Raw genomic sequence first — 12,787 nt, 5'->3', positions numbered from 1 at the left:
AAAAGATTCAATAGGCAAAGCACTCTAAGCTGTGCAGCCTTCAATTAATATATTAGTTTAAAACTTAACTATTTTATAACCTATTATAACTGTACCTAAACTGTTTTTACTGGTAGTACTTTTATGTCTGGATCTTTTGAATAAGCTTCTAAAATGTCATGAATCAACTGTTCAATGACACTATCCATCGCATCCTCTGCAATTAAACCTTCCTGCGCTTTAACAGCAGCTAGACGATCCTCAACTTCTTTTGCAATTGAACCATTAGGAAATAAATTAGCGAGTACTCGTCTTGCTTCAGCAGGTCCTAAGTGCCTATACAATCGATTACGGACTGCAGCATCCTCTGCGGTAGTACTGAAAGCCCATAATTCAATAGGACCTAATGTAAGTGTTAATAATTGTACGTTAACGCCTGTTTTAGTAGAGTATTGAGCTAAAAATGTAGCTCCACCTGCTCGCGGCCCGTGAACACGAGTACGTAATGCAATTTTGGCGGTATCAGATAAACCAAAAATTTGTGTAGTCTTTTCTACCGCTTGAGAAGGTCCTGCATCCATAATATAAATAGAAGTAGCAAAATCAATCATGACAGAATCAAAGTCTTCTACTGATTGAGAAAGTAAAGCAATCTGGACTTTCCACTTTCTTCCTTCACGCATATCAATCAGTACTTGATCACGCACTGCTAATGACTTAGCTGTACGATGGAATTCATCGTACACGATACGTTTAGGATCTTCGCGAATTTCTAGTATACGATTTTTATGATAGTCTTTATATTGATCCGGTATACTACTTAAACTTTCTTCGGTTAAATAATAGTGGCGAGCTAAGACATAACGTGCAAGCATATACATAACTGAAGTCTGCCTATCTGCAGCATCCCCTCCACTCTTTGCTACTTCATCTAAGTCTAACGATACAACCCGAGCGTCACCTATATCAAAACTTGTTACCCTTGATAAAATAGGATATTCACGTACAGCACCAGAAATCATGCGAGAGAAAGCATTGATTAGTGATTCACCAGTAGGCGTGGTTACTTTTTCATATAAATCTTCAATAGAAGCTGTACGACAAATTGATGCAGCATCGGCAATCAGTGGCATCGCATATCGTTGTGCAAGCATGGCTTCATGGATAAAACCTGCCGAAAATAATGAATCAGTTACTTCCCACCAGGTGGATTTTGAATCTCTAATAAATCCTATCTCTTCTAAAATACTGTCAATAAATTCCTCTACGCCCGATGAATAGGGAGTTGGATTAAATTCATCAGCCATACTTTTATATAATTCATCAACTACCATACCCGCTAAATCAGCCATACCATCATAAGGTTTAGGAGAGCCTAACGGTGTTGTAAGTAAAGTTAAAAAATTAACTAAAAAAGAGCGCTCAGAGGCTGTAGGATAACGGCAGCCTAACTGAGTATCAAAAGGGTTAATAGAATACTCTGGTGTCATACGCAATCGATAATAAGCTGCTAGATGGCGTTTAGACGCAGGCAGTGCCTCCTTTAATAAAGAAATTAAACCACTGCTTGAGGGACCAATATCAATAATGGCAATCCGTGGTAATCTATTGATACCTGCTGAAAGACATAAAGCTAAGTTTAAAGCATTAGATAATACTGACTTACCCGAGCCAGGACGAGCATAAATTAAGTCAATCCAGGTTGTTTGTTGGGTTGAGCCAGGCTGGTATGGCCATGGTTTACCATCAGGCGATCGAAATAAAATTGCACCAGTACGCCATGGAGAAGCAGGCCGAGTAATCGGCAGCATGGTAATTACGTCAGATAAAGGTGCTACAGAAGGTACGGCCGCGCTATTGGTAGTGGTCGCTAACATACTAGAAACAAAGCCCGCAAAGGGATCACCACAAATTTCTGATATATCCGTAGATCCCCAGCCTTGAATTGCTTTCACTAACTCAGAACTACGACGGCGTAGTAAAGGGATTTCGCCTTCTCTGGCCCAAGTCGTTGCTACAACACGCAACTTCACAATTGCATCATCCGTATTGAGCTTTAGATATTTTAAGAGATTTACAGAGTCACTAATTAATCTATTTTGGGCGGAAGAAAAGCTTAAGATTGCTGCTAATAAACCCTTAAATTTAATGGTATCTAGCCCCTCACTTTCAATTAAAAATGAAATTCGCCATGGGATATGTGATGGTAAAATTCGTGAAAAAAGACTAATAAAAGGCCTAACTTCTTTAGGAAAAAGGTCAATGAATACAGAAGAATATATTTTATTACCTACTTGCACTGTTCTTAAGTCGAGGGTAAATGCATCGCGAGGAATAATCTGTTTTGCTAATGAAGGCCATAATAGGTCAGAAGCATCTCCTTCAAAATCATTGATTTCACGTGGAAAAATTTTATCTCCTGGTAAAGTAGCTCGCCAATCCTCAGCTGTAAAATCAGGATCTGCTGTCATACGGATAGCATGTATTGCCTCATGAACTTCAAGTAAAGTAGCAAAAATATTGAGCGTTGCTAGGTCATTCAATATGGCACGTACATAAGCCTCATGAGTATCACGTAACTCAGGAATAGCCGCATAAACAGTTTGAGTATTTTTAAAAGGAGGCGCTTTAGTATCTCGGATCATTTTAATTTTGGCTTTATTGGCAGTTTTTAACTGCTCTTGTGCAAGGTTAAAAGGTCTTGTAAATAAGACAAAATAAACCTTTTCATCAGCACAATATTGCGCCAAATAATCAACTCTCTCTTTAAACAAATCAGACAAATTTAGCTCAAGCCGTTCAGCCGTACTATGTGCCGGGGCATAAATATTTTCAATAACTTTTTTGATATTTTGTTTATCATGGCTAAAAAAGACCTGCAATGCATGACCCGGTCTACCCATAGCAGCTTGGAATGAATTAGTTAGTCCTTCAACTAATATCTGAAATTCATCTGCTCCAGATAATGCGGTAATTCCTTCTATTTTTATAATAGAAAGCAAAGAACCATCATGATTTACTAAAACCGTAGGGCTATCGGCAGTTTCTAATTCACAATAAGATTCTGTAGTTTGCTTTAAGGAAGTACTAAGCCAGGCGAAAAAAGTATCAACCCCTTCAAAAAAAGACTCTGCCCACTTACCCATACCCTTTCCTATTTTAGCTTTCAGTGCACCTATTGCAGCTAAATTAATAATTAATAAAGTCAGCTTACTTAAACTATTATTCTTATTTTAGAGTAGCCCTTTAAAGATAGCTTGTATACTTAACTATCTCTATTATATATAGAACATATTCTTTAGTAATTCTTTAAATGAGATTTTATTTTATGAAAATTAGATAGCTAACTAGCTTCAGTCATTTCTTCCAACGCACTTGCAGCCCACTGCTCAATTTGCTTACGGAATTTAGCCCGTGATGGCAAAAGACGAATATTATGAAAAAGCTGATCCGCAGTTTCGGCGGAAGCGCCAGAATCAATAATTAATTGGCCAAAAATAGCTGGATCACTTGTTCCCTCGCCAAATTTCTCTTCTACAGCTTGAGAACGAAATTTAAAACTCCGATATATATTTTGTGCACTAGTTTTATAACCTGTATCATTTGTAATAGCACAAAATAAGACATGACACAGGCTATTTAATTCTGCTTGAGTAAGTTCGGGCAAGTAGATTAAGGTACCTCCCCCATAACCACCAACACCCACAGATTCTATAAAAAAACATTGAGCACAAAAGCAACATGCAGTTGCCATATTATTTAAGCGATTATTAGTATAATTACCATCAAGGTTTACTACTTCTTGAAATAGCTTCGCTTGAAAACCACAAAATTGACAAGTATAGCGATCGCGCTGAAATACTTTTAATTCAAACGCCTTAAATCGCTCGTCTGCTTTTCTGGCTGAATATAGGCGCCAAGAACCAGGACTAGCTACAAGTTTTAACTTATCCTCCTGATTTAAAGCCATATCAACACCTGCATACGTCATTCTCAAACAAAATATAAAAGTCAGAAACCCTTAGGCTTCTGACTAATGATAATATTAACCACCAGAAGGTGAGGTAATAATTGATCCACTAGGACCAGCCACTTTACCACCTGTACTTCCAAACATTGTGTAACCGGCAACGTCTAAAATAGTAGGTAAGAACAGTAATGCTGCTGCAATAAGTACTAGCGCTATTGGCGTACCAATAGGTATTTGCGTAGGGTTATCTTTATGCTGTTTAAATTTCATAATAGCACCAATAGAAAAACCTATACCTGCTATATATGAACCTGCAGTAATCAATCGAGTTAAACTAGCAAAAGATTTAACAATATTAGATGCCATTGTACCGATAGTTTGGTTACTGGCAGCAAAAGCAGACTCTGCAACTATTATTAACCCAATACAAGCTACCCAAGCCAATAGCCTTTTAAAATTTATCTTCTCAAAAAAAGCCGAGCTTTCCACTTTTATTCTCCTATAAATTAACTTGTACCATATAAAGTATTATTAATTATTTCTAAAGTAAGAACAATGTTCATTGCAACAATACCGCCAAAAACATGAACCATTCCTTTGCCCAAGCCTCCTGGAGGCTGACCCTGCGAAGATGAGCGTGCAATTAATACCCATCCTCTTACAAATGCAATTAAGCCGATAACTTGAATAATAATTGTTAAAGACTGTCCAACTGCACTATCACTGCCAAATAACGCACTTAAAGTTGGATTTTGACTATCAACAGGCACATATCCAAGAATGTTAGGTGAACCAAATGTTGTGTTAAGTAGAATACCTAACCCGGTAGGAAAATAAATAAACATTCCCGCTACAAAAAGATAGACTAAAGGCTCTTTCATACTAGCATGACTAGACATCATAGTGCGGGATTCTCCATAACTTTTTAAAGAATAAATTGCTTTAAAAGCAAAGAAAACACCTATAACATATGCAGCCCCAGTAATAAGCCTTTCTACAGGAATTAAATTTTTAGCAATATTAATAATTATATCTGCATTAGAGGTTATCCAATTTGTAATTGAACCGCCACCTGTTGCCATAACTTCCTCAACTATCTTGTTGACTAAACCTAATTATTCGACCTGAACTAGTCAGGACACGTCCTTGATTAGGATCAATCAATTTAACCACGCCATATCCTGGAATATTCGTCCCCTCCCTTACCGTAAGTGTAGACCCATTTGATGCAATTAACCACGCCCTACCGGGAATAACAGCTTGAATATAATACATTCTACGTGGAACAATAACCCGACGTACAACTTTTTTCACTCTCGGCGCTTTTTTTACTGCAGTTAATGCCGCAATTTGATTAATCTGCTTCTCTATTGTAGCAGAAAGTGTATTAATTATCTGGGTTAAATTTTCAATCTTTACATTTAAATTACTTATATTTGAATTAATCCCGCTAAGCTGATTATTTAGAGTATTGATATCAGCTCGCATTCCTTGTTGATTAATATCTATTGCCGATATCTTTTGGTCAAGTTGACTTACATCAGGCGAAGGTGTACTTACAGTAACTGTGGTTGGGGCTGTTGTTGTAGACGATGTTGTTGTCTGAACTGGTGCTATTTCTGCTGATTGAGGCTGCTGTGTCTGTATACTACTTGTAGGCATAGCTCCAACTGGAGTAGAAGTATTGTTACTAGCTATACCACCATTAGTAGTTGTTATATTGGTTGTAGCAGTTGACGGTTGGTCGGCAGGTGTTGTTATAGTAGGGATACTGGCATCGGTAGGTGTTGTTTTTTTAGTAAAAGAACTTATAAACCTATAAACTACTAAAGCTACTAAAATTAATATCACTGCGATAATTGCATTTCTAATAACATGACTTCCGCCATCAGCAGAGCGTACACGAGTTGTACGTTCGACAACTTCGTCATCCTGGCCCATGGGATCAGTACTAATAGTATCGTAATCAACAAATTCATATTCATCATTATCTTGAATTTTATCTACCATGTCTTACCCACTTTTTAGCTTAAAGAGTCATTAAATCCTGAGTAAATAATACACCTATCCCAGTCCCCGCATAGACATATACTGTCGTTGGAGTAGAAAATTGTTGTTGTGCGAATTGACCCCAATTTCTACCTACTGTTGCTAACCCAATAACTGCATTTTCTAAGACAGAACGTCCGATACCATTTTGAATAGTAATATTATCCCCACCACCTGTTCCACCAATGGTTACTTGCGTATCAGCAGATTGAAATGCATTACCTAGTCCTTCGATAAACGAAGAGGCAAATAAAGAGCCATAACGGAGCAAGTAGTGATGATCCGTACGACTGGAAAGTGCCGTTCTAGCTGTATTTATATCAATAGCGTAAGCACTAATTGGCGTACTTTTACTTGCTCCCGGAACTGACATAGTATTAAAGCTGATAACCATCTTATCGGCATTAGATGGCAGATTAAAGCTACCAATTAATTTTGCACCTTTAAACCGCCCAGAAACAACCGTTGCTAAGATTGGCCCTGGCTCATCACTATTAACAGAAGTATCTAGGACAGCAAAAAGAATATCCCCAGTTTTAATTAAGGCCTTCTGTTGAGGGGCATTACTATTAGAATTAATTACTGTTGTTGCATTGCTGACTACAGCTCTATTTGTTGTATTCGTCTTTGTGGTAGTCGTTGTTGTTTTTACTACAGGATTACCAGCCGTATAAACTTGTAGAGCAACTCTACTCCAATTCTGTAAATATTGATTTGCTGCACTAAGCATTTGACTTTGTCGATTTTGTAAGTGCTGCTGATATCTTTGATCAGCCATCTGTTGATTTTGGCGATTAATAACAGCCTGTAGTTGAGCATCCCTATCCCTAGCAAGATTTGCCGATGGAATATTACTAGCTGCAATACCTTGTCTAGCTGCTGCAGCACCTGCAATAGTAGGAATATTTGAATCAACGGGTAATCCGCTGGGTAAAGTACTAAGGCCTGGAATTTGAGAGCCTATAGCAGTTTCACTTGTACCAAATCCAGCAGCCTTTAAATCTGCATCACTATAACCTGCACCTTTTAATTCCTGTGCAGTAAATCCAGCTTGTTTTAAATCTTCGGCACTAAAACCAGCCGCTCTCAACTGACTAGCATTCAATCCTAACGCTTTTAGTTGAGCAGCAGTAAAACCTGCTTCCCTTAACTGAGTAGGTGTAAAGCCAAGATTTCTTAGGTCTTGTGCTGAGAAACCTGCATCACGTAATTCGCGTGGCCCATAGCCTGCTGCCCGCAATTGATCGGCCGTAAAGCCTGCATTTTTTAATTCAGCTGCAGTAAAACCTGCATCTCTTAAATCTTGCGCTGAAAAACCTGCCGCTTTTAAAGCAGCAGCATTACAACCTAACGTTTCTCTAATAGTTGCTGCAGAAACACCTGCTGCCCGAGCAGCACTTAAGGCTGCAACACTGCAATCAGCTGTTCGCCCCGCAGCAATAAGAGCAGCCGGGGTTGAACCTAATTGACTTAGCTGTCCTGGTGCAAATCCTGCTGCAGTTAATTCAGCAGGACTAAAACCGGCATTTTCTAATGCTCTTGCACTATAACCAGCTGCCCTTAATACAGAAGCGCTACATCCATTTAATTCGCGAATTTGCTGTGCTGTAACGCCTTTACTAAGTAGAGCTCTTAATTTAGTTGGATCACAATCTGCTGCACGAATAGCTGCATTTCTAGCTGCTAATGCGGAACGTATTTGATCAGGTGAAAATCCAGCTGCAGCCAGCTCCTCTGGAGTAAAACCAGCAGCTAAAAGATCACGAGCGCTGTAACCTGCTGCCTTTAAAGCCTGCGCACTACAGCCATTTAGCTGCTTAATTCGACTTGCTGAAACACCTTGCCTAAGCAAAGCATTTAACTTAGTGGGATCGCATCCTGCTGCTTTAATAGCAGCATCAGAAGCTGTCATGGCTGCTCTTATTTGTTCTGGAGTAAACCCAGCCGCTGCTAGTTCCTGAGGCGTAAAGCCTGCGTCTGCTAATGCTCTAGCACTATAGCCAGCTGCTCGCAATGCTTGCGCGCTACAGCCATTTATCTCACGTATCTGAGTTGCCGAAACACCCTGCTTTAGAAGGGTATTTAATTTAGTAGGATCACAATCTGCAGCGCGAATAGCTACATTGGGATCTGCTAAAGCTGTTCTAATTTGTTCAGGAGTAAACCCAGCTGCAGCTAAATCTTGGGGTGTAAATCCTGCATCTAATAAATCAGCGGCACTAAAACCTGCTGCCTTTAGAGCTTGTGCGCTACAACCATTGAGCTCACGTATTTCTCTTGCTGACACACCTTGAGCAAACAAAGTTCTTAACTTTGCCGGATCACAATCAGCAGCTCTAATGGTATTATTATTTATAGGCACTATGCCTGCACCACTTATTTCTGCTGGTGTGAAGCCCGCATCCTCTAAATCATCACCCGTAAAACCCGCAGCCCTTAAAGTTTGTGGATTACAACCTGCGTATTGGCGAATAAGTCTGGCACTTACCCCAGCCAATCTTTCATTGCGTAATGCAGCTACATTACAATCAGCTTGCCTAATCTCATTAGGTGTAATGCCTGGCGGTAATTCAGATTGAGCAGCAGAAATAGCAGCTGGCGGAAAGCCTGCCTGAGCTAAGTCTTGCGGTGTAAATCCTGCATTTAATAAATCACGAGCACTGTAACCAGCCTGCCGGAGTTGAACAGGTGTAAAACCTGCCCCTCTCAAATCAGCTGCTGTAAAGCCTGCTTCTCTTAATTGCTGAGGCGTATAATTTGCTGCTTTTAATTGGGCTACACTACAGCCATTAATTCGCCTAATGGCGCCTGCACTAACGCCAGCAGCTCGCAGACGAGCCAATGCTTCAGGTTGGCAATCTACCCTTTGAACATCACCAATAGAAATATTATGAGGCAGCCCACTTGCACGTGCTATTTCTTGATCTGAATAACCTGCTCCTTTTAATTCTCCATCGCTAAAGCCAGCATCTTTCAATGCTTGAGCGCTAAACCCTGCATCGCGAAGCTCACACGCATTAAACTGGCAAGTACGTAGACGTTCGGCTGTATACCCTATACTTTTAAATTGGTTAGCATTAAAGCCTGCTGCTTTTAGCTCTTGGCAGGAACATACTTGCTGTAGGGCATTTATCTGATAGCCAACATCTTTAAGCTGGATACAGCTACAGGCATTTCTAAGCACAATTAGATTTGCACCTTGTGCAACCACTTTATTTACCGTTGCCTTACTGCAATTATTGTTTTGCAAATCTTGCAGCCACAAGCTACGTTGAGTACCAGCTTGCTCCGCAACATTTAAACCTGTAAAACTTAAACCACCTTCTCCTCCCTGCGAACCTATAGTTTGCACGCCAGAACCAAGTGCTTGAGAACGCACTATTGTAGGAATAGCACTACTACCTGTCTTAAGTGCAGTTTGAGCTTGACTAACATTTTGAGCTTCCTGTAACTTCGCATATTGGATAGTTGGGTCAAGAGCGCCAGGAATAGATTGGATATTCGGCGCGCTACTTACAGCAGAAGGACTTACCGATGCCTCATCACTGGCGCGCATAAAACGTAATAAGCCATATAAGACCGCTATGATTAATAGTATGGCTGTAAAAACAATAATAACGCGTGAACGGGTATTGGTGAATAACGCCTGTAAATTTTCTTTTCTACCTGCCATTTGATTATAACCCTTCTACCTTAAGCTGCATGACTTTTCCATGCCAAGATACAAGCAAAACAGGAGACTTTTGCATTTCATAAGCATGCATACCATCTGCGCTCGTCATCTTGCTAATCCATCCCGGCGATAAAATTGTGAGGTTAGTCCTAACATACATTCTATTATTAAATAGCCATGCTCTAGCATCACCCCCACTAACAGTTAATCGCTGACTTCCGCCTGGTGGTACACCATCTAAAACATGTAACAAAAGATCATTTGCACTGGGGGGTAAGCCTATTTCAGCTACAGGCGTAACGGCATGAGGGCCATAACCTTGAATACGTAAATCAACTCGATAATCAACTGCTTTTTGGCCAGGTATAAGGGTTAACATCACCGGTGTATTTAATCCTCTTAACCTCACAGCCAAATTTCCATAAGTATATAGCTTAGTTGCTTGAATCATTAGAGTATTACTAGTCCTATCCCATTGGATATTAAATGAGGAAGGATCACCAAGATCATAAGCACTAATAGGCCATGGCGCACCTGTGGAGTCTAAAAATACTAACGAAGAAACAAAACCCTGTGCTAAACGGATAACAGGTGGCGTGGAACCCGGAGATAAATTAACAAATTGTGACGTCGCCGTTGGTTTTGGTGGGATTCCTGCTGGAGATGCTTGAGCATACTCTGCTGTTTGAAACATCTGCTTTAAACGGATAGTTTGCTCCGGTGTTAAAGGGAATAATTGTTGTGCTATACCTTCAAAAGCAATGGCATCTAGAGATTCCTTATCGATGACTGGCGCAGGACTTTCAGAAGAGGAAGTCGTCGTAACAGTAGTTGATGTTCTAGGCGTTGGGTTAACGGCTGCTGTTGTTGTATTAGTAGTCCTTGTAACAGCCGTAGCCGGAGCAATATTGGGTATTACACTTGGAGCTTGCACTCTATTAGTTCCAGTTGCTGTAGTAGTATTTCCAGCTTGAGCTGTGTTGGCATTGCCCGCTTGATTTTGCTGAGTTAACCGCTGTTGTAGTAATCTTAACTGCTGTAGAGCCTGTTGTGCGGAATCCGATTGCTCAGCGGCATAGAGTACTGGACTTACTATACTTATAGCACTAGCAAATATTAAACTAGCTTTCGCAGTAATACTTTTTTTTCGCTTAAACATAATTAGGTTACTCCGCCACTCGCTGGACCAACTACGAATTGTGCAATTCCTATACCGCGAGGTGAATTAAGTGTTGAGACTCGCGTTACTAGCATAGTAACCACATTATTTTGTTGAGAAAATTCGCTCGCACTTTGATAAGTTACCAATAAAGGCATTTGAACTCGCCATGAATAACGACCATTTAATAGGCCTTTTTGTAAAATAATAGGCGCTCTGGTTGCAACCGCTGACACAATGAGCTTTTTAGCCTTAACGGCATCGAGATTATTGGATTGTTGTAATGCATCTAAAAATTGTTGCCAACCTTCTGCCGTAAAAAACCCTGAAGCTGCTTGCAATTCATCACGATAATTAACAAAGTTATAAGTAAATGCTGCAATAGCAGCCTGATTAGCCCATTGTAGAACAGCTGAATCAGATTGATTAGGTTCATCTAGAGGAAAAAGAGGAGTAATTCGCCCATTAATACTTGTAGCAAAATACTTTGGCGCTGGGGGATGTGTGAGTAAATAAGCTAACATACTTCCTAAAATAAAATTAGTCAGCAATGAAATAAGTAAACCTAAGACCATTTTCCTTTGACCATCACGGTAAAACTCATTACGCAAAGTTACTGCTGTTAGTGAATCTTTAACCATTTCTTCCTCTTTTATTGTGGTATGGCTTTTTCTTCATTATCATCAACTGGATCTGGTGGCAGCAAAGGTTGTGATGAATAATTTGGTGTAGCTAATGGGGTAAGCTCAATAGGAGGCGTAATTCCGCTTGTTGCATAAAATGTCCGCTCAGGCCTATTTAAATACACATAGCTAATAGCAACACAAAAAAATACGCTTAATGCCATAGACAGTAATAAAAACTTTAATGCTCGCCTATATGTCATTACATAAAATGATTTAGACTGCTTTATTCTATTCCAAGACTGACGACTCATTTAAACCTCATTTAAGGCATTAAGCAATAAGCTTTTAAATTTCTTAACAATTATTATTCGCTATAGCAAGTAATCAATTACTTCTATGCCTCCAAACACTACCTTTATTATTCAGGGGCACATTTAAGCCCACTACAAACGTTAAAAAATATTTCTACCACAGTATATTTATAATTAAGCTACAACGTCTCGAAAAGTAATTTCTATTCTGGAATTTAAAGACCGATCTCCTCCTTGCATAAACGCTGAAATAGGTTTTTCACTTCCTGCACCTTCTGCAAAAATAAAACGACTATCTATGCCTTGTGACCATAAATAATCAGCAACTGCTCTTGCACGCGCTAAAGTTAATGATTGTTCTCTTTTGGAAGAAATATATGGACTACCATAACTTGTTACATTAACGCCTACTTTTCTAAATTGTTGCATAAATTTAACAACTTTATTTAAAATTGAATATGATCCCCACTTTATTCTTGGTGATTGATCAGCAAATAAAACAACTGAAGGAATACTGATTAGATAATCAGAGCCAATAGTAATAACTTGAACGCCACATTTGGCAAATCCTGCTTGTTGGGCAATAACATAGGCATCAGAGGAACCCTTAACTCGAGTAGGTAATTTAAAACCCTGTTGGGTAAGGAGTAACATTTTTCCATTACCACAGCAGCAACCTGTCAAGACTAAGGATGCTAATACGATAAAATATCGGATCAAAAAGGTTAAATAACCAACACTTACTCGTTTCACTTAAAAATCCTGCTGCCAATATTGCTGATTCATTTTAGTAAAATCAAAACATACAAATCTTCAGGTTACAAGGGATTCATAAAAAATTCATAGAGCATTCAAAAAAATGACCATTAACAGAGCAATAAATGTTTTTATTTCAAAAACTTACATACCCTAAGTCAGTATAACTGTCAAGAGTTGATTAAATAAGTGATTGCTTACTTATGATAAAAATAAAAAATAATTTTATTTTGAATTTAAAAGCTAGTCGTGTGAATTCGCCAT

Annotated in this window: 9 protein-coding genes and 1 pseudogene; all 10 read right to left on the bottom strand. The window is 39.2% G+C overall.

Translation table 11 applies throughout. From position 1 onward, the window contains the following. Positions 1-95: 95 nt before the first annotated feature. Complete coding sequence (locus ACQUW5_RS03695) at positions 96-3,125, bottom strand: putative type IV secretion/conjugal transfer ATPase (RefSeq protein ID WP_444989861.1); 3,030 nt, start codon at positions 3,123-3,125, stop codon at positions 96-98. Between the two features lie 197 nt (positions 3,126-3,322). Then, complete coding sequence (gene icmJ / locus ACQUW5_RS03690) at positions 3,323-3,949, bottom strand: type IVB secretion system protein IcmJDotN (RefSeq protein ID WP_444989860.1); 627 nt, start codon at positions 3,947-3,949, stop codon at positions 3,323-3,325. A gap of 75 nt (positions 3,950-4,024) precedes the next feature. Continuing rightward, positions 4,025-4,375 carry a type IV secretion protein IcmD gene (locus tag ACQUW5_RS03685; RefSeq protein WP_444990022.1) on the bottom strand — a complete coding sequence of 117 codons (351 nt, stop codon included), beginning with the start codon at positions 4,373-4,375 and terminating at the stop codon, positions 4,025-4,027. 80 nt (positions 4,376-4,455) lie between these two features. After that, positions 4,456-5,031, bottom strand: coding sequence for a type IV secretion protein IcmC (locus ACQUW5_RS03680; protein ID WP_444989859.1), 576 nt, complete (start codon positions 5,029-5,031; stop codon positions 4,456-4,458). 7 nt (positions 5,032-5,038) lie between these two features. Continuing rightward, positions 5,039-5,959, bottom strand: a complete 921-nt coding sequence (gene icmG / locus ACQUW5_RS03675; RefSeq protein ID WP_444989858.1) for a type IVB secretion system protein IcmG/DotF — start codon at positions 5,957-5,959, stop codon at positions 5,039-5,041. Positions 5,960-5,978: 19 nt separating this feature from the next. Further along, positions 5,979-9,671, bottom strand: coding sequence for a type IVB secretion system protein DotG/IcmE (gene dotG, locus ACQUW5_RS03670; RefSeq protein WP_444989857.1), 3,693 nt, complete (start codon positions 9,669-9,671; stop codon positions 5,979-5,981). Between the two features lie 4 nt (positions 9,672-9,675). Further along, positions 9,676-10,470 (bottom strand): annotated as a pseudogene (locus ACQUW5_RS03665) (DotH/IcmK family type IV secretion protein); the annotation flags it as partial. Positions 10,471-10,832: 362 nt separating this feature from the next. Then, complete coding sequence (locus ACQUW5_RS03660) at positions 10,833-11,471, bottom strand: type IVB secretion system apparatus protein IcmL/DotI (protein WP_444989856.1); 639 nt, start codon at positions 11,469-11,471, stop codon at positions 10,833-10,835. Between the two features lie 11 nt (positions 11,472-11,482). Beyond that, positions 11,483-11,767 carry a type IVB secretion system protein IcmM/DotJ gene (icmM, locus tag ACQUW5_RS03655; RefSeq protein ID WP_444989855.1) on the bottom strand — a complete coding sequence of 95 codons (285 nt, stop codon included), beginning with the start codon at positions 11,765-11,767 and terminating at the stop codon, positions 11,483-11,485. Positions 11,768-11,941: 174 nt separating this feature from the next. Next, the gene (gene icmN / locus ACQUW5_RS03650; RefSeq protein ID WP_444989854.1) at positions 11,942-12,520 is read right to left on the bottom strand and encodes a type IVB secretion system protein IcmN/DotK; all 579 of its coding nucleotides are present in this window, start codon (positions 12,518-12,520) and stop codon (positions 11,942-11,944) included. Positions 12,521-12,787 lie beyond the last annotated feature (267 nt).

It is taken from the genome of Legionella pelazae (genome assembly GCF_052527395.1).
The sequence above is the reverse complement of the archived record's forward strand: the minus strand, read 5'-3'. Positions and strand labels throughout refer to the sequence as shown.

Excerpts from the sequence above, each read along its gene's own strand:
- icmJ (WP_444989860.1), bottom strand. The coding sequence starts at position 3,949 with ATGGCTTTAAATCAGGAGGATAAGTTAAAACTTGTAGCTAGTCCTGGT.
- icmM (WP_444989855.1), bottom strand. The coding sequence starts at position 11,767 with ATGAGTCGTCAGTCTTGGAATAGAATAAAGCAGTCTAAATCATTTTAT.
- ACQUW5_RS03680 (WP_444989859.1), bottom strand. The coding sequence starts at position 5,031 with ATGGCAACAGGTGGCGGTTCAATTACAAATTGGATAACCTCTAATGCA.
- ACQUW5_RS03660 (WP_444989856.1), bottom strand. The coding sequence starts at position 11,471 with ATGGTTAAAGATTCACTAACAGCAGTAACTTTGCGTAATGAGTTTTAC.
- icmG (WP_444989858.1), bottom strand. The coding sequence starts at position 5,959 with ATGGTAGATAAAATTCAAGATAATGATGAATATGAATTTGTTGATTAC.
- dotG (WP_444989857.1), bottom strand. The coding sequence starts at position 9,671 with ATGGCAGGTAGAAAAGAAAATTTACAGGCGTTATTCACCAATACCCGT.
- ACQUW5_RS03695 (WP_444989861.1), bottom strand. The coding sequence starts at position 3,125 with ATGGGTAAGTGGGCAGAGTCTTTTTTTGAAGGGGTTGATACTTTTTTC.